This window comes from Pseudomonas sp. FR229a, assembly GCF_030209115.1.
Classification (GTDB): Bacteria; Pseudomonadota; Gammaproteobacteria; order Pseudomonadales; family Pseudomonadaceae; genus Aquipseudomonas; species Aquipseudomonas moraviensis_A.
This window is the reverse complement of the sequence record NZ_JARVSP010000023.1, coordinates 134,802-158,690: the sequence shown is the minus strand read 5'-3', so window position 1 is coordinate 158,690 and position 23,889 is coordinate 134,802. Positions and strand designations below refer to the sequence as shown.

Annotated in this window: 23 protein-coding genes; 8 read left to right on the top strand and 15 right to left on the bottom strand. The window is 60.7% G+C overall.

The window, feature by feature from the left end:
- Positions 1-77: 77 nt before the first annotated feature.
- From QRN33_RS19515 to QRN33_RS19505, 3 genes are all read right to left on the bottom strand, one after another.
- Positions 78-215: a hypothetical protein gene (locus tag QRN33_RS19515; protein WP_165839178.1), complete on the bottom strand. Its 138-nt coding sequence runs from the start codon at positions 213-215 to the stop codon at positions 78-80.
- Between the two features lie 39 nt (positions 216-254).
- Entirely contained in the window at positions 255-482 is a 228-nt protein-coding gene (locus QRN33_RS19510; RefSeq protein WP_042609610.1) for a PLD nuclease N-terminal domain-containing protein, read from the bottom strand.
- Positions 483-697: 215 nt separating this feature from the next.
- Positions 698-1,207, bottom strand: coding sequence for a CinA family protein (locus QRN33_RS19505; protein WP_042609609.1), 510 nt, complete (start codon positions 1,205-1,207; stop codon positions 698-700).
- 165 nt (positions 1,208-1,372) lie between these two features.
- On the opposite strand from QRN33_RS19505, the gene QRN33_RS19500 reads away from it, so the two are divergent.
- Together QRN33_RS19500 and QRN33_RS19495 are read left to right on the top strand one after the other, a co-directional pair.
- Positions 1,373-3,757: a DUF3772 domain-containing protein gene (locus QRN33_RS19500; protein ID WP_285409598.1), complete on the top strand. Its 2,385-nt coding sequence runs from the start codon at positions 1,373-1,375 to the stop codon at positions 3,755-3,757.
- A gap of 108 nt (positions 3,758-3,865) precedes the next feature.
- Positions 3,866-4,327 carry a DUF3574 domain-containing protein gene (locus tag QRN33_RS19495; RefSeq protein ID WP_116657447.1) on the top strand — a complete coding sequence of 154 codons (462 nt, stop codon included), beginning with the start codon at positions 3,866-3,868 and terminating at the stop codon, positions 4,325-4,327.
- Between the two features lie 354 nt (positions 4,328-4,681).
- On the opposite strand, the gene QRN33_RS19490 is transcribed toward QRN33_RS19495, so the two are convergent.
- From QRN33_RS19490 to QRN33_RS19445, 10 genes are all read right to left on the bottom strand, one after another.
- The gene (locus QRN33_RS19490; protein ID WP_285409597.1) at positions 4,682-7,063 is read right to left on the bottom strand and encodes a TonB-dependent receptor plug domain-containing protein; all 2,382 of its coding nucleotides are present in this window, start codon (positions 7,061-7,063) and stop codon (positions 4,682-4,684) included.
- Positions 7,064-7,322: 259 nt separating this feature from the next.
- Positions 7,323-7,988 (bottom strand): sulfite oxidase-like oxidoreductase, encoded by a 666-nt coding sequence (locus QRN33_RS19485; protein WP_285409596.1) that lies wholly within the window; start codon positions 7,986-7,988, stop codon positions 7,323-7,325.
- An 81-nt stretch (positions 7,989-8,069) separates the two neighbouring features.
- Entirely contained in the window at positions 8,070-9,125 is a 1,056-nt protein-coding gene (locus QRN33_RS19480; protein WP_065617056.1) for a substrate-binding domain-containing protein, read from the bottom strand.
- 24 nt (positions 9,126-9,149) lie between these two features.
- Complete coding sequence (locus QRN33_RS19475; RefSeq protein ID WP_064361958.1) at positions 9,150-10,175, bottom strand: ABC transporter permease; 1,026 nt, start codon at positions 10,173-10,175, stop codon at positions 9,150-9,152.
- Positions 10,168-11,706 carry a sugar ABC transporter ATP-binding protein gene (locus QRN33_RS19470; RefSeq protein ID WP_285409595.1) on the bottom strand — a complete coding sequence of 513 codons (1,539 nt, stop codon included), beginning with the start codon at positions 11,704-11,706 and terminating at the stop codon, positions 10,168-10,170. The genes QRN33_RS19475 and QRN33_RS19470 overlap by 8 nt, the downstream gene beginning before the upstream one ends.
- 25 nt (positions 11,707-11,731) lie before the next feature.
- Complete coding sequence (locus tag QRN33_RS19465) at positions 11,732-12,403, bottom strand: methionine ABC transporter permease (RefSeq protein ID WP_065617053.1); 672 nt, start codon at positions 12,401-12,403, stop codon at positions 11,732-11,734.
- Positions 12,400-13,200 carry a methionine ABC transporter ATP-binding protein gene (locus QRN33_RS19460; protein ID WP_285409594.1) on the bottom strand — a complete coding sequence of 267 codons (801 nt, stop codon included), beginning with the start codon at positions 13,198-13,200 and terminating at the stop codon, positions 12,400-12,402. The genes QRN33_RS19465 and QRN33_RS19460 overlap by 4 nt, the downstream gene beginning before the upstream one ends.
- Positions 13,197-14,006, bottom strand: a complete 810-nt coding sequence (locus QRN33_RS19455; protein WP_285409593.1) for a MetQ/NlpA family ABC transporter substrate-binding protein — start codon at positions 14,004-14,006, stop codon at positions 13,197-13,199. Before QRN33_RS19455 ends, QRN33_RS19460 begins: the two co-directional genes overlap by 4 nt.
- A 27-nt stretch (positions 14,007-14,033) precedes the next feature.
- Positions 14,034-15,080, bottom strand: coding sequence for an isopenicillin N synthase family dioxygenase (locus QRN33_RS19450; protein ID WP_285409592.1), 1,047 nt, complete (start codon positions 15,078-15,080; stop codon positions 14,034-14,036).
- Between the two features lie 157 nt (positions 15,081-15,237).
- The gene (locus QRN33_RS19445; RefSeq protein ID WP_227974242.1) at positions 15,238-16,260 is read right to left on the bottom strand and encodes a LacI family DNA-binding transcriptional regulator; all 1,023 of its coding nucleotides are present in this window, start codon (positions 16,258-16,260) and stop codon (positions 15,238-15,240) included.
- Positions 16,261-16,438: 178 nt separating this feature from the next.
- On the opposite strand from QRN33_RS19445, the gene QRN33_RS19440 reads away from it, so the two are divergent.
- The 3 genes from QRN33_RS19440 to QRN33_RS19430 are packed head-to-tail and all read left to right on the top strand — an operon-like array spanning position 16,439 to position 19,983.
- Positions 16,439-17,629 (top strand): Gfo/Idh/MocA family protein, encoded by a 1,191-nt coding sequence (locus QRN33_RS19440; RefSeq protein WP_436839643.1) that lies wholly within the window; start codon positions 16,439-16,441, stop codon positions 17,627-17,629.
- Positions 17,619-18,701, top strand: coding sequence for a sugar phosphate isomerase/epimerase family protein (locus QRN33_RS19435; protein WP_285409591.1), 1,083 nt, complete (start codon positions 17,619-17,621; stop codon positions 18,699-18,701). Before QRN33_RS19440 ends, QRN33_RS19435 begins: the two co-directional genes overlap by 11 nt.
- A 43-nt stretch (positions 18,702-18,744) precedes the next feature.
- A complete protein-coding gene (locus tag QRN33_RS19430; protein ID WP_285409590.1) occupies positions 18,745-19,983 on the top strand; it encodes a nucleoside permease in 1,239 nt (412 codons plus the stop codon).
- A 79-nt stretch (positions 19,984-20,062) separates the two neighbouring features.
- Here the strand turns inward: QRN33_RS19430 and QRN33_RS19425 are convergent, their stop codons facing one another.
- A complete protein-coding gene (locus QRN33_RS19425; protein WP_227974239.1) occupies positions 20,063-20,398 on the bottom strand; it encodes a hypothetical protein in 336 nt (111 codons plus the stop codon).
- Between the two features lie 103 nt (positions 20,399-20,501).
- On the opposite strand from QRN33_RS19425, the gene QRN33_RS19420 reads away from it, so the two are divergent.
- From QRN33_RS19420 to QRN33_RS19410, 3 genes are all read left to right on the top strand, one after another.
- The gene (locus QRN33_RS19420; RefSeq protein WP_285409589.1) at positions 20,502-20,888 is read left to right on the top strand and encodes a hypothetical protein; all 387 of its coding nucleotides are present in this window, start codon (positions 20,502-20,504) and stop codon (positions 20,886-20,888) included.
- Between the two features lie 542 nt (positions 20,889-21,430).
- Positions 21,431-22,267, top strand: coding sequence for an AraC family transcriptional regulator (locus tag QRN33_RS19415; RefSeq protein WP_285409588.1), 837 nt, complete (start codon positions 21,431-21,433; stop codon positions 22,265-22,267).
- Positions 22,268-22,321: 54 nt separating this feature from the next.
- Entirely contained in the window at positions 22,322-22,918 is a 597-nt protein-coding gene (locus QRN33_RS19410; protein WP_252874338.1) for a LysE family translocator, read from the top strand.
- Here the strand turns inward: QRN33_RS19410 and QRN33_RS19405 are convergent.
- On the bottom strand, positions 22,915-23,685 hold the full coding sequence (locus QRN33_RS19405; RefSeq protein WP_285409587.1) for an AraC family transcriptional regulator: 771 nt from the start codon (positions 23,683-23,685) through the stop codon (positions 22,915-22,917). The genes QRN33_RS19410 and QRN33_RS19405 overlap by 4 nt on opposite strands.
- Positions 23,686-23,889: the final 204 nt, after the last annotated feature.

The following is a 23,889-nucleotide window of genomic DNA, read 5'->3' as shown; positions in this document are numbered from 1 at the left end:
AAGGAGGCGGTCCACCATGGACTGCCTTCGCGAGCAAGCTCGCTCCCATAGGGTTTGCGTGTGTCGTGCTATTCGGGTTAATCCGCCTTCTTCTGCTCCATTTGCACGGAGGCCTTGCTGTTGTCTTCGTCCTTGCTGGTGGCTTTGTTCGAATCGAAGCAGCCGTGCAACAGGAACATTGAGCAGAAGCCAAGGCATACACAGATTTTCTTCATGACGATCTCCTTAAAGCAGTGGTCAGGTTGCATCAAATATCAGCCCTTGCTGTGCTCCGGCGACGAAGGCCCTTCCTTGATGCCGCGCGGGCCGGCGATGCCCCACACGATCAGGCCGAGCACCGGGAACACGATCAAGCCGATCGCCCAGGCGGCTTTGACGCCGACGCTTTTGTTGCTGCGAAACACGCTGACGATCGCCCACAGGTCAACCAGCAGAATGATCACCGCCACGGCGATGGAAAAATAACTCGCTGCCTCGTTCATTTCGCGATCCTCCAATGACTGGTAAGCATTGGGCTGCGAGGCCTTTTGAGCGTTCAAAAAAATTGCGACCGCATGCGCACGGGCGCCGGTTGCATCGTTTCAATGCTGAAGCTTGTCGAGCATCTCACCGCCGATGTCCAGTTCCAGCCCATAGGCCATGTGTTCCGGTACCGGGAACTGCCTGCTGCGCAGATCGGGGTGATCAGCAGCATCCTTCATTGACTCCACCCTCCTTCACCGCGCAAGGCGCGACGGTGGAAATCAGGCAATTGCTGCAAGGCGAATTCCGAGGCGCGGGTCTGCACTTCGCAGCGCGATCCGGGAAACCATTGCTGCGTACTGAACAGAAAATGCCGGTCATCGAACTGAAATGCCCAGGCGAAACACACCGTACCGGCCTTGATCCCATCCATATCGTCGGGGCCAAGAATGCCGGTGGTGGCGACCGCGACGTTGGCGGTACTGTCGCGCAGCGCACCGATGGCCATTTCACTGGCGACTTCAACGCTGGTCAGATTGAAGGTCTCCATGGTCGCCGGGCGGACGTGCAACAAGCGCTGCTTGGCCTGCGGCGAATAGACGACGTAGCCGCACTCGATCAGCTCGCCGCTGCCGGGCACTGCCGACAACAGCATGACGATTTCCCCCGCCGTACAGGACTCGGCGGTGGTGATGATCAATGAATGTTGGCGCAGGTATTCAATCGTATCGTTGGCGATGGACATGGCGTGCTCTCGAAGCTTTTATTGCCGGTTGACCGTGCGCTGCGCTGATCATTCCGCTGGATTTGACGCGTGTGCGGATGGTCCACGCCGAGAAAGTTTTCCGCCCCATTCGGCGCGATCACCTACCCTCATAGACTGTGTGATCCACTCGAGCCCACCGCCGTTATGCGCTGTTCATTCAAGTCGTTGTTTTTGGCCTTGTTCCTGCTGCTGATTCCGGCCAGTGCTTCGCTGTGGGCGGCAGACCTGCCGACGCCGGCACAATCAAGCGCGGCGCCGCTGCCGGTGATTTCGCAAAGCGATCTGCAAGCCTTGCAACAACGGCTCGACGGGCTCAAGCAGCAGATTTCGGCGGCGAACAATTACAACCAGCTCGAAGGCCCGCAGGATCGGGTCCAGGCGTTCATTCTCGATGTCGATCGGTTGTCGGCTGCGCTGTTGCCACAACAGGCGCAACTGGCGGTGCAACTGGGCGTTCTGGGCACCGCGCCAGACGCCGAGGTGGCCGCCGAGCAAGCCGATATCGTCGCGCAGCGGGCCGCGCTCGCGGAGCAGAAAAGCAAGGTCGACGGCACCCTGAAAAGCCTCGCGGCACTGAAACAGAACGCCGCCGACCTGATCACGCAAATTGCCGGCATCCGCCGCACATTGCTGGAAAGCGAACTGACCCTGAGTACCCGCAGCGTACTGAGTCCGCATTTCTGGGCGCCGTTGGTCAATCCGAGCGAGGACGACCGCCAGCGGCTGCGCCTGTTCGTTACACAGGTAGGTGACGTGTGGGCCACGGTCTGGGCGCCGGGCGAGCGTTTTTACACCTGCGTGCTGGTGCTGTTGGCGCTGCTGGTGTGGACGTTCGGCCGGCGTCTGGCTGAACGCGGGCTGACCTGGTTTTGCATTCATCGTGTAGCGGAGGGTCGCTTGCGCCGCAGTGCCTTGGCGTTCGCCTCGGCCGCCGCGACCTTCATCACCACCGCCATCGCCCTGAAACTGCTGTTCTACGCCTGCACCCGCCACGACGCCCTGCCGCCGGTGCTGGAAACCTTCTCCGAAGAGTTCGAAAAAGTCGTGTATGCCTGCGTGCTGATCACCGGGCTCAGCCGCGCGTTACTGTCGACCGAGCATCCGTCGTGGCGCCTGCCGGGCATTGCCGATCCGGTGGCGCTGGCCCTCAGGCCATATCCGCGAATTCTCGCCTGCTCCTTACTGGTGTTGGTAACGCTGGTGCAGGTCGGCAACGCCACGGGCATGAGCAGCCAGATTGTCATGGCCGGGCGCGGCGTGATTTCAATGGTGGTGCTGGCGATCATCGGCACCCTGCTGTTGCGCGTCGGCAAAGTGCGCAAGGCACTGGTCGCGGCCAATGACGCCTCGGCGACAAACAGTGTGTTCGCCGGGCTGATCTACAGCGTCGCCAGCGTTTCGATGTTTGTCACGGCCATTGCACTGCTTGCCGGTTACGTGTCGCTGGCGCGCTTCATCAGTTATGAACTGGTGTGGAGCTACATCGTGCTGTCGGGCTTCTACCTGCTGATTCAGTTGGTCAAGGACGCCTGCGAGCACCTGTTTTCACCGAAACACGCCAGCGGCAAGGCGCTCAAGCAGTTGCTCGGCATCAGCGATCGGCGTCTGGATCAGATTTCCATTCTGCTGTCCGGTTTCAGCCGCGCGGGACTGATGTTGATGGCGCTGATTTCGTTGTTCGTCGGCGGCATCGGCACCACGTTGGGCCAGTTGCTGACCAATATCATGTCGATCCTTGGCGGCGCCGGTTTGCGCAAGCTGAACATCGTCCCGGGGCATCTGCTCAACGCGCTGCTGGCGCTGATGATCGGCATCTGGCTGATCCGCGCATTGAGCCGCTGGCTCGACGAAGAGTTCCTGCCCAAGACCGACATGGACCCCGGGATGTGCGCGTCGCTGAGCACGCTGTTTTCCAATATCGGCTACGCCTTTGTGATTCTGCTGACGCTGTCGTCGTTGGGCGTGCAGTGGACCAACCTCGCCTGGATCGTCAGTGCGCTATCGGTGGGCATTGGCTTCGGCCTGCAGGAGATCGTCAAGAACTTCGTTTCCGGCCTGATTCTGCTCACCGAGCGCCCGGTCAAGGTCGGCGACTTGATCAGCATCAGTGGCGTGGAGGGCGACATCCGCCGGATCAACGTGCGCGCCACGGAAATCCAGCTCAGCGACCGCTCGATCGTGATCGTGCCCAACTCGCAATTGATCTCGCAGAACCTGCGCAACGTCACCCTCGGCGGCAGTGCTCAGGGCGTGGCGTCGCTGGAGCTGATGTTTCCACTGGATATCGATCCTGAGCAGGTCAAACAGCTGCTGCTCGACGCTTACCACGAAAATGAAACCATCCTCGATAAACCGGCGCCGTTCGTGCGCTTCAGCAAGTTGTCGCCGGACGGCATAACGCTCACGGTCACCGGTTACGTCGGCAGTCCGAGGATCGTCGGGCTGACCAAAAGTGATCTGTTGTTCGAAGTGCTCAAGCGCCTGGGCGCAGCGGGCATTGCGCTGGCGAAGCCGCCGGCGGCGCCGTGATCGGGTTATTCCCCACGCACCTATCAAGCTGCTTTTTCGGTCTTTATTGGCGCTTGGGCCGCAACCTTATACTCCAGCGGCTTACCCCACTTTCGATAAGGATGCTTCATGCCTCGACGTCTGTTAATGGCGACGCTTTTGCTCACGCTCGCCGGTTGCGCCAGCCCTCCTCCTGCGTCCGTCCACACGTTCGATCCCGCCAGTTCGACCCTGCAAGGCGATGCCTCACGGCCGGCGCAGGCACAGTGGATTCGCACTGAACTGTACTTTTCCGTCGGTTCGCTGGAGGGCCAGGAAGGCGCTGTCAGCCCCGCGCGCTGGCGCGAGTTTCTCGATCAGCAAGTCACGCCGCGCTTCCCTGATGGCTTCAGCGTGTTCGATGCGTACGGGCAATGGCGCGACAAGGGCGCGAAGGAACCAGAGCGCTTGAGCACCAAGGTGATCGTGATCCTGCATGAGAACAGCGCAAAGCGTTCGAGTGACATCGAAGCCATCAGGTTGGCGTACAAGCGGATCACTGGCGATTTGTCGGTACTGCGGCTGTCGCAACCGGCACAGGTGTCGTTCTGAAAAGCCCCTCACCCTAGCCCTCTCCCGGAGGGAGAGGGGACTGATTGGGGGATATTCAGCATCTGCACCGACCTGAAAAGACTTCAGTGAATTCACAATCGACCCGGTCCTTCAGGTCGATGGATGACGCAAGAAACCTCCCTAGCCCTCTCCCGGAGGGAGAGGGACTGATTGGGGGATATTCAGCATCTGCACCGACCTGAAAAGACTTCAGTGAATCCACAATCGACCGGGTCTTTCAGGTCGATGGATGACGCAAGAAACCTCGGTCGGCCCCCTCTCCCTTTGGGAGAGGGCTGGGGTGAGGGGCGGGGTTTGACGCCGATTTCAGGCTGGAGCCCCAAACCGGCGGCATCAGAAACCATAAGTAACCCGGGCGTAGTAATACGCGCCGTTGGTACCGATGGGTGACAGCACGTCGTACGGCAGGTTGCCGCCATAATTGATCGCTGAGCCCGAGCGCTCAGGGTAGTTATCGGTGAGGTTGTTGCCGCCCACAGCGAGGTTGAACGTCGGGGTGAATTTGTATGCCACCTCCGCATCCAGCTGCCACACCGCGCCGTAAGTCTGCTCGGGTTGCGAATCACCGAAATCGAACACGCGGGTGGTCTCGCCCTGGCGGGTCAGGCGTCCGAGCAGGCCCCAGTGTTCGCTTGCCCAGTTGGCGGAAAACACGACGCGATCCTTCGGCGCGGCATCGGTCAGGGTGTTGGTCTCCTCGACGCCAACCAGAGCATCATTGCCGATGCCCAGTGCGGTCAGTTGCGACGGCGTGCCCTTGGTGCTGGTGACTTTGGTGTGGTTGTAGGTATACGCGGTGGTCAGGCCGAGTTGCCCTTCATACAACGGCTGGTGATAGTTGAGCACCAGTTCGGCGCCATCGGTGCGGGTGTCGGCGGCGTTGGTGAAGAAGTTGACGTCGTGGACGCCGGCCACGCCAAAGTTGTCGTCGATGTAACTTTCAAGCGCATCGTTGCCGATCCGCTGCGACAGGGTGATGCGGTCTTTGACGTCGATGCGGAACACGTCCAGCGACGCGTCGAAGCGTTCGTTCAACTGAAAAGTCAGACCGAGGCTGAAGTTCTTCGAGGTTTCCGGATCAAGCTTCTCTGCGCCGAGGGCGCGGGCGATCGGGTCGTTGACCGAGAGCACGCGGATGTCCGTCAGCGTACCGCCATCGCCGAAGTTGCTGGTGGTGTGCTGGAAGCCACTTTGCGCCAGCGAAGGTGCGCGGAAGTTGTTCGACACTGCGCCACGCAAGGCCCACTGTTGCGTAAGTTTGTAGCGGCCACTGAGCTTGCCGGTCACTTTGCTGCCGGCGTCATCGTAATGTTCCCAGCGTGTGGCAGCGTCGATGAAGAAGCGCTCGGTGAGATCGCCGGACAATTCGGCATAGGTGCCGAACACGTTGCGATCCAGATCCGACTCTTCGCTCGGGCGCAGACCGTTGGCACCATCCGCGCCGGCACCGACATAGGATGCTGCATCACCCGCGTAGGTCAGGTAGTTTTCGTAGCGGTATTCGCCACCGACTGCCAAGACGAACGAGCGCTCGCCAAGACGCAACTCACGGCTGAAATCGAGGTTGCCAGTAGTCTGGCGCAGCTCGTAGTCGCCAGTATCGAACCTGGTCGGCGAGTCCTCGCCAAGGCTGACGTTGAGGGTGCGCCGGGTCGAGCCTTCGAAGCGGTTGCGGCCATGGGTGACGCTGCTGTCGAAGTCCCACTCTTCCCCGATCAAGCCCTTGAAGCCGGCGGTGGCAGAGATGTCCTTGTTGTCGCCCAACGACTGCGGCAGGTAACCGTTGGGGTAGAACTGCGGTTGCTCGTACGGATAGCGATAGAACGCGGCGCCCGTGGTGTGGCGCTGGTTGTAGGTACCGAAGCTGTAGAGCTTGCCAGCGGCCAGCGGCAGTTCTCCGTTGAACCAGGCGTTGACGTCGCGCGCGAGGCCGTCGCCCATCACATAGTTGCGCTGGCCCGGGGTATCGGCGAAGCCATCGAAGCCGGCCCGGTTGGTCGGGTTGCGATTCTTGTATTCCGTGCCGCCGCGAATGAAACCGCCCTCCTCGCCCAGGCGTGTGCCGATCTTGGCCGTGGTCACGCTGTTCTGGCCGTCGGTGGTGGTCTTGTCGATCGCGTCCTGACGGGTGTGATAAGCGCCGTAACTGGTCGAGACTTCGCCGCCTTCGGGGGCGTCGTCGAGGATGATGTTGATCACCCCGGCGATCGCATCGGAGCCGTACTGCGCACCGGCACCGTCACGCAGTACCTCGATGCGCTTGATCGCGCTGAGCGGAATCGAGTTGAAATCCACTGGCGCAGTACCACGACCGATTTTCGACGAATCGTTGACCACCGCCGAGGTATGCCGACGCTTGCCGTTGACCAGCACAAGCACCTGATCGGGGCTCATGCCTCGCAGTTGCGCGGCGCGCACGTGGTCAGCACCGCCCGAGTTGGACTGACGCGGCAGGCTGAAGGACGGCAGCAGCGTCTGCAATGCCGCCCCCAGTTCACCGCCCGCAGCGCCGGCGGACTTGAGATCTTCGGCGGTCAGCACGTCCACCGGCACCGGCGAATCCAGCACCGTACGCGATGTACCGCGGGTACCGGTGACCAGCACGGTTCCGAGGCGGGATTCATCTTCGGCAGAAGTCTCTTCAGCTTGAGCAGGAAGTTGCCAGATCGCTGTCACAACAGCAGCGGCCAGTAATGAACGGGAACGGTAATGCATGTATCAGCTCCTTGAATTGCAGTTAATACCTGGCCGTTTGCCGACACTAAAAGGACGGCAATGAATGCGTAGTAATGGCTGCTGTAGTTTGGGTTTTATTACATCGGTTAATTCTCTAAACACCAGTCTCTGATTGCAGATGTCCGTGTAGGAGTGAGCCTGCTCGCGATAGCGGTCTAGCATCGGACAATGATGTCGACAGATATAACGCTATCCCCAGCAGGCGAAGGCCCACATGTAGATCTGTGTTCGATAATGCTTAATCGAACTCCTTTTCCAGCCAGGCATCTTCGGCGATATCCAGTTCTTCACCACTGAAACGCTGTTCGGCAAACGGGTCAGCATGTAAATGAAAGCCGTTTCGTTCCCAAAAACCCGGTTGTTCCTGCGCTACAAATTCAAGGCCGCGTAACCATTTCGCGCTTTTCCAGAAGTATCGTCCCGTTATTACCAGCCGCAGTGGCCAGCCATGTTGCGCAGTCAGCGGTTGGCCGGCGTAATGGGTGGCCAGCAAACTTTGCGGGTGCAATAAATCGTCGAGTAACAAGTTGGTCTGGTAATTGGGGTCGGCATGGGCCATGACATACGACGACGTCGGCTGGATATCGAAAGCCTGCAACAAATCCTGCAGGTGTACTCCGCCCCACTCGGTATCGAACTTCGACCAACGCGTCACGCAATGGATATCGCAGCGCAAGACCCGTTGCGGCAGCGCCTGCAAATCGGCGTAACGCAATTCGATTGGCCGGTCGAGCGTGCCGAACAGACGTAATGACCAGTCGCCCGTATCGTATTCGGGCACCGCACCTTCATGCAGAATCGGAAAGCGCTCCGTCAGCACCTGCCCCGGCGGCAGGCGATTGCCGGACGCCCGGCCCACTTTCGGAGAACGGCTTTTGCGTAAGCGTGAAGCCTTGGTGTGCATCTTCACTCCTTGTCCGAAGGTCACCCATCCCTGTGGGAGCGAGCAGGCTCGCTGCCACCAGAACAATGTGGCGGCGATGTTCTAATTCGCGACCGGAATCCACGACGCCCGCGCCACATTCGCGGTATCGCCGAACGCTGGTAGCTTCTGCGCCAGATCACGGACATTTTTCACGTCCAGATCCAGCAACTGCTGGCGGGTGATCAGCGTCGGAGGCACGAGTACCTGGTGACCCGGATCCTCACCGGCGATCAGCATCGCCAGGCTGCGTACGCTGATCGCCCCGGCGACCTGCGGATTGACCGCTGCCGTCGCCGCCCAGGCGCTGCCCGGTTCTTTCATGATCTGGATGTCGGCAGTGGAAATGTCGGCACTGTAGATCTTCACTCGACTGGCCAGCCCGGCTTCATCGACGGCGATTTTCGCGCCCTTGGCGAACTCGTCGAACGGCGCAAAGATCACGCTGATGTCTGGATTGGCGCGCAGTACGGCGCTGGCTTGATCCGCCACGGAATTGGCAATCGGCGGATTCAACGTACCGAACCGCGCCTTTTCCACTATGCCCGGATTGGCTTTTTTGACCTGACTCCAGATCTCGTCGCGCCGCTCCATCGGTGTAAAGCCGCTGATGTAGACATAACCGGCGTCGAAGCGCGTGCCGTTGTCCTTGACCGCCTGATCCAGCGCCAGGCGTGCCAGTGCATGGTGATCCTGTTCGACTTGAGTCACCTGCGGTGTGTCCAGGTCGACATCGAACGCAACAACCTTGATGCCCTTGGCAATGGCTCGCTCGATGGGTGCCTTGAGGGTCTCCGCCAACCCGAGCTGGACGATGATCCCGTCGACGCCCAGCGCCGTCGCCTGATCGATCATCTCGCCCTGACTCGCCGCCTGCTGCCGCGCATCGAACACCCGCAGACTGGCGCCCAGCGCTGCGCTCTGCTGCTCCACCCCACGCAGATAGGCCTCAGGAAAATCCCCGGAAAACAGATAACCCACCAGCGCGATCTGCACCTGGCCCTGGTCGAACGGCGCCGGTGCGCCGGGCAGGGCTTTGGCCTGTGCGCTCAATGTCACCGCCGAAAACACAGCGACGGCAAAGCAACGGCGGACGAATGGGGTGATTGAACCGTGCATACAACTTCCTTGGCTGAAAGCGGCTCATCGCACCCGATGCGCGAGGCCGAAAGTGAACATCAGGGCCAGCACCAGCACCAGGCCCTTGACGAAGTCCTGCGCGTAATACGGCGCGTTGAGCATGGTCAGGCCATTCAGCAGCGAGGCCACCAGCAGCGCACCGACCAGGGTGCCAAAAGCGTTCGGCTTCTTCGCACCGAGCACGGCAAAACCAATCAATGCGGCGCCCAGCGCATCGAGCACCAAACCATTGCCTGAGCTGACATCGCCACGCCCGAGCCGCGCCGCGAGTAACAGACCGCCAAGCGCAGCCAGCAACGCCGAGAGCACGTACGCCAGCAGTTTGAACCGCTGCACCGGCGCACCCGCCAGTCGCGCCGCCTGCTCGTTGCCGCCGATGGCGTAGAACAGCCGACCGATGCGCGTGCGCTCGAGAAACAGCCAGACGGCCAGTGCGACCAGCGCGCTGATCAACACCGGAATCGGCACCACCTCCCACAAACGTCCGCGTCCCAAGGCGAGAAACCCGGCACTGAAGCTGCCCTCGGCTTCCGCACCGTTGGGAAGCGTCATGCCCACGGCAATCGAACGCCCCCCAGTGGGAATCAGTTGCACACCGATCACCAGAAACATGCTGCCCAGCGTCGCCAGAATGTCCGGCACCCGCAGTCTGACGATCAGCCAGCCGTTGAGCAGTCCGACCAGCGCGCCGCCCGCCAGGCTGATCAGCACTGCCGGCAGCGCACCCCAGCCGAGCACCACCATGACGTAACTGGCAATCATCAAACTCATGGCGGCCACTGCGCCGATCGACAGATCCAGTCCGCCGACGGCCATGGTCAACGTCACACCCAATGCCAGCAGCGCGACGATCGATACCGATTGCAGAATGCTGAACAGATTGCCAACCCGTAGAAACGCTGGCTCCGCGACGCTGAAAACCACCACGATCAGCGCGAGCAGCCACAACAGGCCATAGCGGATCAGTGCTTGTAAAAAGCGCTCGGCGGGTGCCGGCGCGTGCGCGAGCAGTGAATGTGGATCAGGCACTGACGGTGCTCCTTGGCGCGGTTTGAGGGGAATGTTGACGGATCCCGGAGCCGGCCAATGCGGCGACCAGGGTGGCGCGATCCAGAGCCGCTCGCGAGTATTCGGCAACCACCGTGTGATCACGCACGAGCAGGACGCGATCGGCGATTTCCAGCGCTTCATCGACATCGGCGCAAATCACCAGCGTCGCCCTGCCCTGGGGGCTGTCGCGCAGCAGTTGGCCGATCTCGCGGCGAGCGCGCACGTCGACTCCTTGAAACGGCTCATCGAGGATCAATACCCTGCCCTCGCCCATCAGCCAGCGACCGAGGATGACTTTCTGCTGGTTGCCACCGGACAGCGCCGCCATCGGCACGTCGATGCCGACGGTATTGATGCCCAACGCTGCGACCTGCGCTTGCACCGCGGCCGCTTCGGCGCGATTGCGGATGAAACCGGCGCGAGTGAAGCGTTCGAGAAATGGCAGGGTCAGCGTGCGCCGCAAGGAAAAATCCGCCACCAGCGATTGATTGGCACGGTCTTCGGCTGCGTAAAACACGCCGCTGCGAATCGCCTCGCGCGGCGAGCGCGGCAGCCACTCGGCACCATTGAGCTTGACCCTGCCCGCAGCCGGTTTGCGCAGGCCGAATAACACCTCGGCGATCTCGCTTTTACCGGCACCCAGCAATCCGCTCAGTACCACCACTTCGTTTTCGCGCAGGGTCAGATCGAAGGGTTGCGACTGCGGGAGGATTTTCATCCCGTGCACTTCCAGCACCGCGCGCCCCGGCAGACGCGGGGTGTAGCGATGCGCAGCCAGCGCCTGACCGAGCATGGCGTGCACCGCTGCGGGCAACTGCTGCGCAGTGAACTCACCGGCCAGTCGCCCGTCACGCAAGACAATGGCGCGATCGGCGACCCGCTGCAGGTCTGAAAGACGATGGGAGATGTACACGATCGCCACGCCTCGACTACGCAAGGTGTCGATCAACCCGAACAATCGCTGCGCTTCTGCATCCGACAACGCCGCCGTCGGTTCATCGAGAATCAGCAGGCGCGGCTGTAACGCAAAGGCCCGCGCCAATACTACGAGTTGACGTTCCGCCTGGCCGAGTTGCTCGACGGGTTGCTCCAGCGGCAATGTCAGCCCGAGGCCTGCAGCAATGTTCCCGGCGCGGGTCAGCAGACGCTTACGATTGAGCCAGAAGTCCGTCTCAGGCCTGCACAGCTCATCGAGCAGCAGGTTCTCCGCCACGCTCAAGCCCGGCGCAATGCCTTCGTTGATCTGCTGATGCACCGCAACGATGCCGACACGCCGCGCCGACAGCGGTGAGCTGAACTGGCGCCGTTCACCCTCGACGAGGATTTCGCCGCTGTCCGCTGGCTGACTGCCGGCGAGTATTTTCACCAGCGTCGACTTGCCCGCACCATTGGCACCGAGCAAGGCCACCACTTCGCCTGGATGGATATCGAGGCTGACTCGATCCAGCGCGCGCTGCGCGCCAAAACGCTTGCTCAATTCCCGCAGGCGAATCAGCGGTTCACGGAGCATGGCGACCGGCTCACTCCTGTGTTGCTCATCGCCGATGCGCCAGCGAACGCACCCATCGATCACCGAGGCTTTGCACGCCCTGGACCAGAATCACCAGCACCACCACCGTCGCCACCATCACCTCGTTGTTGAAGCGCTGGTAGCCATAACGAATGGCCAGATCGCCCAGCCCGCCGCCACCGATCACCCCGGCCATGGAGGAAAAGCCGATCAGCATCACCAGCGTCAAGGTGATGCCGGCGAGCAAGGCCGGCAACGCTTCGGGCAGCAGCACTTTGAAAATCACGTCGCGAATATCGCCGCCCATGGCGAGGATGGCTTCGATGCGCCCGCCGTCGACTTCATCCAGCGCGTTCTCGACGATACGTGCAAAAAACGGAAAGGCACCGATGGTGATCGGCACCACGGCCGCGGTGCTGCCCAGGGTCGTGCCGACCACCAGCCGGGTCAGCGGGATCAAGGCAATCAGCAGCACCACAAATGGCAACGAACGACCAAGGTTGACCAGACCGCTCACCGCCGCATTGAAACGCGGCAGCGGCATCAACCCGTGGCGACGGCTGATGAACAGCAGCACGCCCAGCGGCAAGCCGATCAGCAACGTGAACAGCCCGGCGAGCAAGACCATGTAGACCGTTTCGCCCGTGGCGGTGAGTAGCAATTGAAGGATTTCATCCCAGTTGATCGAGCGGTTCATGACTGGGCCGCCCGCACGCCGTATTGCCTGAGAAAGCTCAGCCCGGGCGCATCGTGGCCCAGCGGCAAGCCACAGGTCGGGCGTAGCGATTGACCGAGAGACGATTGCGTATCCGCCAGCAGGCGCGGCACCGGCCCTGCTTCGACGATGCGCCCGTTGGCCATGTAGGCGGCGTGGTCGCAGATCGCTTTGACCACCTCCAGCTCGTGGGTGATCAGCACGATGGTCACGCGCAACTGGCGGTTGATGTCGCGCAGCAGTTGAAGAATCGACTCGGTGGTTTGCGGATCGAGGGCGCTGGTGGCTTCATCCGAGAGCAGATAGGCCGGCTCCGCTGCCAAGGCGCGGGCGATACCGACGCGCTGCTTCTGGCCGCCGGACAATTGCGAGGGAAAGGCTTGCGCCTTGTCGCTCAGGCCGACCAGTTCCAACAGCTCGCGAACCCGCACATGCCGCCACGGTTTACCGACCTTGGCGATCTCCAGCGGCACCGCGATGTTGTCGAATACCGTGCGCGAATGCAGCAGGTTGAAACCCTGAAATATCATGCCGATGCGCTGGCGTTGCTGGCGCAGTTCGCTATCGGACAGCGTCAGCAGATCCACGCCATCCAGCACAACCCGCCCGCTGTCCGGGCGTTCGAGCAGATTGAGGCAGCGCAGCAACGTCGATTTGCCCGCACCGCTGCGCCCGAGAATGCCGTACACCGCGCCGTCGGGGATATTCAGCGACACTTGATCCAGCGCCGGTGCCGAGGCCGACGGGTAGGTTTTGCTCAACTGCTCGACGGCGATCATGGCTTGCCGCCCGCCACTGGAATCACCGAACCGGCAAAGTGCTCGGTGATGTATTTGGCGACCTGCGGCGAGGTCAGGTCCTTGGCCAGTTGCACGATGCGTGGATCGTTCTGCAGCCTGGGCGTGGTCACCAGAATATTGGCGTAGGGATTGTGCTCCGCCTTCTCCAACCCCAGCGCATCCCTGGCCGGCACCAGCCCGGCGTCGAGCGCGTAGTTGCCGTTGATCACGGCGAGGTCAACATCGTCGAGCGAGCGCGGCAGTTGCGGCGATTCGATTTCGAGGATTTTCAGCTGTTTCGGGTTCTCGGCAATGTCCTTGGGCGAGGCCTGGTCGGCGGCGGGGTCGCTGAAACCGGGCTTGAGCCTGATCAATCCGTTGTCCTGCAACAGGTACAGGGCGCGACTGAGATTGGTGACGTTGTTGGGAACGGCGACCGTGCCTTTCTCCGGCACGTCAGCGAAGTTTTTATGCCGCCGAGAGTAAATGCCCAGCGGTTCGATATGCACCGTAGCGGCCACCGCCAGTTTTTCGCCAAGGGCCTGTTCCTGGGATTTCAGATACGGCAGATGCTGGAAATAATTGGCGTCGACATCGCCGTGCACCAGCAACTCGTTGGAGTTCATGCCGTTGGGAATTTCGATGATGTCGAGCTTGAGCTGCGGATCGATTTTCTGGATGTAGGCGAGAATCTGCGCATGGGGCACCGGGTCCACGGCAACCCGCAACGGTTCCAGCGCCTGGGCGCCCCATGACGTCATCAGCGCGCCGAGCACGGTCAGGGTCAAACTTGCTTTTTTAATCATGAGCGCAGTCCTTGATCGAGGGGTGCATCAGGCGGTTTTGCGAACCGCCGCGGGAGGCAGCAGCGCGTCGGCGTAGAACTTTTGCGCAACATCCGGATGTGAGCGCAGACGGCCCTTGAGGTAGTTCCAGCCGACATCGCGAAACAGCGGATTGAGCGGATCGCTGGCCGGCCCCCGCGCCTCGCGAAGCAGCGCGGTAGGCAACGGATACAGCGGCACCACGGCGTCGAGTTGCGCGCCGAGAAAGAAGGCGATGGACAGGCGCTCGCTGCCCTCGGGCGGACTGACTACGCGATGCACAGTGGCGCGCAGATATCCGTTGCTGGCCAGCTCAAGCAATTCGCCGATGTTCACCACCAGGGTGTTCTCACGGGGTAGCGCGTCGATCCAGCGCCCCTCCTCGATTTCGACTTGCAGACCGGCCTGCTGGTCTTGCAGGAGAAAACTGAGAAAGCCGGAATCCTTGTGCGCGCCGACACCTTGCTGGCTGGCGTCGGCTGCCTGGCCGGGATAGCGCATCAGCTTCACGTGTTCGTTGGGCTTATCACCGTATAGCTGGTCGAACGCATCGGCGCGCAGTGACAACGCCTGAGCGAATGCGCGCAGCAGACGCAGAGACATGCGGGTCATCGCCTGCTGCCATTCGAGGAGCAACGGCTTGAGTTCGGGCAACCCTGCCGGCCATTGGTTGGGGCCTTGCAGACGAGCCCAATATGGACTCTCGGCAGTCACCGGCAGGGCTTCGCGCTCGGCGCCCAGATCGAACTGCTCGCGCCAATCGGGCTGGCCTCGGGTGATCTCGGAAGCGGCGCGGTTGTAGCCGCGAAAGTGCGGCGAATTGAGCATGCCGACGGCGTTTTTTTCACTGTCGGGCAAGGCAAAGAATTGCCGGGCGAGCGCCTGTACCTGCTTGAGCAAGCTACTGTCGATGCCGTGGCCGGTGAGATAGAAAAAACCCACGTCACGCGCGGCATGGCGCAGGCTTTCAAGAAATTCGTAGCGCTGTTGCGCTGTGCCTTCGAACAGGGACAGGTCGAGGGTTGGCAATGTGCTGATGTCGAGGGTATGCGGCATGATTCACTCCCGTGTGAACCAAACCTGATGAGCCTTTGATCGATTCAGCGTGTGCCGTCATGGCAATCGGGGGTCAATCGGTTTGATGCGTTGATTCGTCGAGAGACAAAACTAAACGATCTTAAAAAAACCGATCCAATATCTTTTTCGCATTACCTTAGTTCTTCAGTGATTTGCCCTGTCCACTGAGAGTTGCCGTGCTGCCACGAGGTGTCAGCTCGAACGGCAGGATGACATGCCTCTCTGGCAGCGGCTGTTTTTCGATCAGGGCGATCAGCATCTCGACGGCTTTCTCACCGAAGGATTCGGCCGGTTGCGAAATCGTGGTCAGCGGCGGATCGCAGTAGGCAGCCATGGGGATGTCGTCGAAGCCCACCAGGGAAATGTCCTCAGGCACACGCAATCCCGCTTGGCGGATGCGCTTGAGCGCACCGATGGCCATTTCATCGTTTTCACAGAACAGCGCCGTGGGTCGCTCAGCCATTGCGAGCATTTTTTCCGCGCCTGCGAAGCCGGCCTCGAGGGTGAAGTTGCCATGGCAGATCAGTGCCTCGTCGAAGGCGATATCGGCTTCGCGCAATGCCGCTTCGTAGCCAGCCAGGCGATCTCGGGTCAGCGGGCTGTTCTTCGAGCCCTTGATCAGGCCGATGCGTCGGTGTCCCAATGCAATCAGGTGATCGGTCATGGCTTTGGCAGCGGCGACGTTGTCCAGGCTGATGGTCGGATAACGCCCGGCCTTGATCACTTCGCAGGCGTTGACGATGGGCGGCAGATCGGCGTCGGCCGGGGCGTTTTCGAACGGGTCGTAGGCGCGCAACTGGATCACGCCGTCGGCCTGATAGGCGTAGACCAGCTCGGCGAATTGCCGCTCCAGTTCTTCCCGGCCCTGGGTGTCGCAGAGCAGCAAGCGATAACCGGCCGCCTGCGCCGCTTGCTGCGCGCCGCTGATGACCCGGGCGAAAAAGGTGTTGGCGATGGTCGGCACCAGAATCACCAGATTGCCGGTGCGCCGCGAACGGAACTGCACGGCCATCAGATTCGGCCGGTAGCCGGCCTGCTCCACGGCGGCCATGACGCGCTCACGGGTTGGCGCGAGAACGCGCTCGGGCGATTTCAACGTACGAGACACTGTCGCCACGGAAACGCCGGCCAGCCGAGCCACTTCGCGAATATTGGACAAAATCACCTCATTCTTCATGTCGATCAGGCGCGGAGCTTACCGCAGGCGACGAGGGATCGAAACGCTGTCGATCATCCGCTGGCATTTGACACTCGGCTAATTCACGCCTAGATTTCGCCCACGATGTAACCGGTTACATCACTCATCAGAATTGCACCCAGCAACCGAGACGACTGCCATGTACGCTGCCGCAAAAAAAATAAGAATGGGTTTTGTCGGAGGCGGTGAAGGTTCCTTCATCGCCCGCGCCCACCGGCAAGCCGCCGGCCTCGATGGACGCTTCGAACTGGTCTGCGGCGCGTTCAGCCGCGACTCCGAGAATAATCAGCGCACCGCTGCCGCGCTGGGTCTGGCCACCGAGCGCTGTTACGACGATTGGCAAACCCTGCTCGCCCGCGAGGCGGCCCTGCCCGCCGAGCAGCGCATGCAACTGCTGATCATCGTTACGCCCAATCATCTGCACGCACCGATTGCCCGGGAGGCATTGAGCGCCGGTTTTCATGTGTTCAGCGAGAAACCCGCGGCGCTGAACCTGGCCGAGGTGCAGGCGCTGCATTCGGTGGTCGTTAACAGTCAGCGCATTTATGGCCTTGCGCACACTTACTTGGGTTACGCGATGGTTTGGCAGGCCCGCGAGATGGTCGCCAGCGGCGTGCTCGGGCACGTGCGCAAAGTCATCGTCGAGTATCCGCAAGGCTGGCTCAGCACCGACATTGCCGGGCAAGGCAACAAACAGGCCGGCTGGCGCGACGACCCGGCGCAATCCGGGATCGGCGGCTGCATCGGCGATATCGGTACCCATGCGTTTTCCCTCGCAGAGTTCGTCGCCGGGCAATCGATCCAGTTCATCAGCGCAATGCTCGGTGCGCATGTCGTGGGCCGTCAGTTGGATGACGATGTGGCGATGTTGTTCAAGATGAACGACGGCGCCAGCGGCGTATTGCTTGCCAGCCAGGTCTGCGCCGGTGAAGAGAACCCGCTGAAGATTCGCGTCTACGGCGACAAGGGTGGGCTTGAATGGCGTCAGGAAGAGCCGGCCAGTCTGATTCATCGACCGTTGAACGAGCCGATGCGCATTCTGCGATCCGGGGTCGGTCAGCCGTGGTTGAGTGCGGCTGCAAACCAGCGCATGCGCCTGCCCGCCGGGCATCCCGAGGGTTATCTGGAAGCCATGGCAAATCTGTACGGCGACCTCGCCGAGGCGATTTTACAAGGCGTCGAAGGCCATCAGGCGCCGGGGGTTCCGGGCATTGAAACCGGCCTGCGCGGCATGGCGTTTATCGAAACGGCGATCGCCAATCACCTTGGCACCGAGAAGTGGAGCGAGATCCCCGGCCAACTGACAGGAGCCCCGCAGAATGAACAGTAATCAGCAGAACGCGACAGGCCTGAAAGGTCCGGGGATTTTCCTTGCGCAATTCATCGCCGACGAGGCGCCATTCGACTCGCTCGCCAACATCGCCGAATGGGCAGCCTCACAGGGCTACAAAGCTATTCAGTTACCGACCCTCGGCACCCGCTTCATCGATCTGCAGCGCGCGGCGCATAGCCAGGAATATTGCGACGAACTCCTCGCCGTCTGCGCCCGCGCCGGTGTAGTCATCAGCGAGTTGTCGACGCACCTGCAAGGCCAACTGGTCGCGGTACATCCGGCGTTCGACAGCCTGTTCGACGACTTCGCCCCGCCCGCGCTGCGCGGCAAACCGCGCGAGCGCACCGAGTGGGCCATTGAGCAGTTGAAACTTGCTGCCCGCGCCAGCCAGCGTCTGGGCCTTACCGCTCACGCCACCTTTTCCGGCGCCCTGCTCTGGCCGTACGTCTATCCGTGGCCGCAACGTCCTGCCGGGCTCGTGGAGCAAGGCTTCGCCGAGCTGGGCAAGCGCTGGTTGCCGATCCTCGACTGCTTCGAAGAGGCTGGCGTTGATCTGTGCTACGAAATCCATCCTGGCGAAGACCTGCATGACGGCGCGTCGTTCGAGCAGTTTCTCGAAGCGGTGAATCATCACCCTCGCGCGGCAATCCTCTATGACCCGAGTCATCTGCTCCTGCAGCAAATGGATTACCTCGGCTTCATTGATCGCTACCACCAACGCATCCGCATGTTTCACGTCAAGGACGCCGAGTTCCGCCCCGATGCGCGCTCCGGCGTCTATGGCGGTTATCAGGGCTGGGTCGACCGTCCGGGGCGCTTCCGCTCGCTGGGCGACGGCCAGATCGATTTCAAATCGATCTTCAGCAAATTGTGCCAATACGACTTCAACGGCTGGGCGGTGCTGGAATGGGAATGCTGCCTCAAAGACGCCGCGCAGGGTGCGGCCGAAGGTGCGGCCTTCATCGAACGGCACATGATCCGCAAGACCACCAAAGCCTTTGACGATTTCGCCGGGGTCAGCGCAGACGCTGCTTCGAACCGGCGCCTGCTCGGCCTGGCTGACGACTGATTTCATCCGCGTTACCGACATAAAAACAATACGGTGATCTGAAATGAACGTAATGAATGCGCGACTCAGCGTGATGATGTTTTTGCAGTTTTTTATCTGGGGTGGCTGGTTCGTCACCCTCGGCACCTTTCTGGCGACAACGCTCGCTGCCAGCGGTGGCCAGATCGGCATGGCCTTCGCCACGCAATCCTGGGGCGCGATTCTGGCGCCATTTGTCATCGGCCTGATTGCCGACCGATTCTTCAATGCCGAGCGCATTCTGGCGGTGCTGCATCTGCTCGGCGCGGTATTGCTTTATCAGCTTTATCGCGCGGCGGATTTCAGTGGGTTTTATCCCTATGTGCTCGCTTACATGATGGTCTACATGCCGACGCTGGCACTGGTTAACGCCGTAGCGTTCCGGCAGATCAAAGACCCGGCGCTGGAGTTCTCGCGCATTCGTGTGTGGGGCACGGTGGGCTGGATTGTCGCCGGCGTGGTGATCAGCTTCGTGTTTGCCTGGGACTCGCAACAAAGCATCGCGGCGGGTGGCTTGCGCAATACGTTTCTGATGTCCGCTGTGGCGTCGCTGCTGTTGGGGCTTTACAGCTTCAGCCTGCCGAACACTGCGCCGCTGAAAACTGCAGCAGGGGCATCGAGCCTGAAACAGATGCTCGGCGTCGATGCGCTGGCATTGCTCAAGGATCGCAGCTATCTGGTGTTCTTCCTCGCCTCGATCCTGATCTGCATTCCGCTGGCTTTCTATTACCAGAATGCCAACCCGTTTCTGGCTGAGATTGGCGTGACCAACCCGACGGCGAAGATGGCCATCGGTCAGGTTTCGGAAGTGCTGTTCATGCTGCTGTTACCGCTATTCATTCATCGTTGCGGCATCAAGATCGCCCTGCTGGTGGGCATGGCTGCCTGGGCGCTGCGGTACGTGCTGTTTGCCTTCGGCAATAACGATGATCAAGCGTTCATGCTGCTGATCGGTATTGCCCTGCACGGTGTCTGCTATGACTTCTTCTTCGTTTCCGGACAGATCTACACCGATGCCAAGGCACCGGAACGCTTCCGCAGTTCGGCGCAAGGTCTGATCACCTTGGCCACGTACGGATTGGGCATGTTGATCGGGTTCTGGATTGCAGGGCGGATCACTGACCACTTCACTTCAAGTGCGGGTCATGACTGGACAAGTATCTGGCTGTTTCCCGCCGGTTTTTCTGTGGCGGTGCTGCTGTGTTTCTGGGCGACATTCAGGGGCCGCGATCGCGACAAGGCTGTGCTGCCGACGGCGGTTTGACTGAGGGTGGTGGTGATTGAGTAATACGAATGCCGCCAGTAGTTGAGGCGGCATTCGCTGTCGACGCTCATTGTTGCGCTCAAGCAGTGCGGCGTTCGAGCAAGCGATCGGCACCGCCTTCAGCGACCCGATTGCCTTGCAGATGATCGGAACCGTCAGAGGCTACTGCGTCGCTGAACAGTGGATCGGTTTCGGTAGCAGCTACGGCGTCGCTGAACAACGGATCAGTTTCGGTCGCGGCTACGGCGTCGCTGAACAACGGGTCAGTTTCGGTGGCCGCTACGGCGTCGCTGAACAGACGGTCGGTTTGAGTAGCGGCGACCGCGTCGCTGAACAGCGGGTCGGTTTCAGTGGCGGCGAAGGCATTCAGTGCAAAAACCGAGAAAGCGATACCGAGGATAGTCTGGCGTTTCATGATGATGTGCTCCGAGGTGCAGTGGTTGGGTATGGAGCCGATCTTACGCTGCGCCACGGACATGAGAACTTCATTGACTTAATGGTTGTTATTGATGCGATCAATGATTAAAGAAATGAAGGCCGTTGTTTACCCAACCGACAAGCTGCTGCTTACGTATTCAAGTGAAACGCCCTACAACGTCGATAGCGCAAAACTGACAAATCGTATTTCTGACAGCTTTATGCAAGCAAAAAAAGACCCGGATCGATCGAAACCGAAACGGGTCTTTCCCCACTCAGACGACCCTTATTTCAGGTCGTCAAAACGGTCTCGCAGGAACTCGTCAAAGCGCAAGGCTTTCAACAATCTCCATACAAGGCTCAGCGTACGCAGCAAAAGCTTCATACGTTTTGGCCTCCAAGGCTGGGGGCCAAACCTCCAGCAAACTTACCGGACCATGCGTGCCTTCAGCCGACTGGTTAGGGTGGCTGATGAGGCGGCCGGTTGAGGTCCCTTCGAGACATCATTCCGGCACGGGTGCGAATCCGCGTCGGAGGGCGTAAAACCTTTTGCGCCCCCGGCCAAACCTCTCAGCCGCTCTATCAGTTGAGCGCGGCCATATTAACCTGAAAACCCCAAGACAAAAACGCCACTCACACCGTTATTCATCGAACACCGCCACGCCTTTGTTAAATGTTATTTCTGCCAGGTAACTTCAACAACCATAAACATATGAATTCTTAGCAGGGCTGAAGACGCGCTTGTTTCTAACGTCTGATCAACCGTTGCAAGGAACGGTAAAACTCCATACCATTGCAATCCTGGTTAGGGTGGCTGGTGAAGCACATGGTTTCGATCGCAAATCGAGGCCTACAAAAAAACCGCCCCGCGAAGGCGGTTTTTTTTCGCCTGCATTTTCTGGTAACGCCCGATTCAAGACACCCAGTCTGAACCGAACCCCCTCCTCGCTTGCACAAATCTTCTAAACACTCTCCTCCCCCGCGCGGTATTGTGAAAACGCCCCTGCTCAACCGCCCCTGGAGGATCCCCATGGACAAACGCAACTGGATCTCCCTGTCCCAGGATGTCGATACCGGGATCGAGTCGATTCGTGCGCATTTCCGTGGGCATGCCTACGATCCGCACTGGCATGACAGCTTTCTCGTCGGGGTCACCGAGCAAGGCGTGCAGCAATTCAATTGTCGCCGTGTGCGTCATCGCAGCACGCCGGGGCATGTGTTCCTGCTCGAGCCGGGTGAAATCCACGATGGGCACGCACCGACCGACGATGGCTTTACCTACTCGATGCTGTACCTCGATCCGTGGTGGCTGGAGCGTGAACTGCACGCGCTGTTCGAAGAGGCGCCCGCCGACAGTCAGCCAGGCTTTGCCGACACGCTGAGCCACGACCCGCGCCTGTCGACTGCGATCGGGCAAGCCTTCCACGCATTGCACGACGGTGACCTGCGCATCGTCCGCCAGACCGCCATCGATGGCCTGCTGGCGTCCCTCACCCGCCACCTCGACTGGCGCAAGCGTCAGGCCTTCGATCCGCGCCTGCCACTGGTTGCACAGGTCGCGCGGGACTATCTGCATGCCCACACCTATGAAGACATCGGCCTCGATGATCTTGCGCAGGCCTGTGGCGTGGACCGCTTTCGCCTGACCCGCGCGTTCAAGGCCGCTTTCGGCCTGGCCCCCCACGCTTACCTGATCCAGTTGCGACTGGCCAAAGCGCGGCAATTGCTTGCACGCGGTGAGACACCGGCGCAGGTCGCCAGCGTGCTCGGTTTTGCCGACCAGAGTCACTTGGGGCGCTGGTTCCGCCGCGCCTATCAACTGACCCCGGCGGATTACCGCAAACGCTGCTCAAATCTTCCAGACTGAGGCCCCGCCCCTGACGATCATGGTGTCCTGTCTCGACTTTCAGGAATCTGCACCATGGCTTCTTTACTGCCCTTTCTGCTGTTTGCTTTCGTCGCCTCGATCACGCCGGGGCCGACCAATATTCTGGTGTTGAGCCACAGCTCTCGACGTGGGCTGATCGCGACGTTGCCGATCATTTTTGGCGCCTGTGGGGCGGCGGCGTTGATCGTCCTGGTGGTCGGGCTGGGCGCTGGCGAAACCCTGTTGCGCTTTCCTCGTGTGCAGCAAGCGATGGCCTGGGCGGGTGTGCTCTGGTTGAGCTGGCTGGCGTGGCAGATCTTTCGCAGTCCGCCGCCGTCGCTGGACCCGAATGCGCCACAAGAACAAGGCTTGAGCGTATTCGGCGCGGCGCTGCTGCAACTGGTCAATCCCAAGGTGTGGATGATGGCGGTGGCCGTGGTCAGCGTATTTGTAGGCGGTGGCGACAAAACGCTGCGCCTGCTGGTGCTGTCGCTGGCGTTTCTGCTGGTGTCGCTGCCGTGCATGACACTGTGGGCGTTGCTCGGCGTCGGCAGCGCACGGCTGCTCGGTTCACCGCAGGCATTCAAGCGGATGAACGCGGCACTGGCCTTTCTCCTGCTGCTCTCGGCCTGGCTGACGGTGTTGGTCTAATGCCCGGTCGCCTGACGGAATTCACGCGGGGTAAACCCGGTCGAGGCCTTGAACTGGCGGGTAAAAGCGCTGTGATCGGTATAACCGCATTGCAGCGCAACCTCAGTGATCGGCAAGTCGCTGTGCAACAAGCGATGCGCGTGTTCCAGGCGGACTTTCTGAATCATTTGCCGTGGCGTCAGGTGAAAAACCCGCTTGCAGTAGCGCTCCAGTTGCGCCACGGAAATCCCGGCGATCCGCGTCAGTTCAGCCAGCGTCACCCGCCGATTGAAGTTGCCACGAATGTATTCGTCTACAGCCGCCAGGCGCTCGAACGCCGGGTGGGTTTCGCTGGCTGACTGCAAATCCACCGAGATCCCCACCAGGCCGATGATCAGCCCTTCACGATCGTAGATGGGTCGTTTGTGGGTCAGGCACCAGCCTGGTTCGCGACTGCCGTACAGGTGCAGTTCGAGCTGATCCTCCAGCACGAAACCTTCCTCCAGCACCTTGCGATCCTGCTCGGTGTACCCCGGGCCCAACTGCGCCGGGAACACCTGCGCACTGGTCTTGCCGAGCAACGGGCGCAGGTCCTTCAAGCCACAACGCTGCACCAGCGTGCGATTGGCCAGCACATAGCGCGCTTGCAGGTCCTTGATAAAGATCGCCGCATTGGGGATCACATCGAGTATCGGCAATAGCTGCGCGCCAGCGGCGACCATCTCTTCCAGCGTCTGCGGACGCAAGCCGTCAGTGCTCTGGCACAGGATCGAAAACGCAGACTGCATCAAAGACTTCCTCCTCGAAATGAACCGCCAGAAAAGCCATTCGCGAGCAGATTGCAGCAACGTCGCAGCCCTGTCGAGGCCGCGCATTCATTGGCGCCATTGTGCTGAATTCGTCATCGATACCGGCAAAAACATCAATCGCCGCCGCCGTCGACCGGTGCAAAGTCTGGTCGTCCCCCGTGACACAACTGCCTATCCAATAAC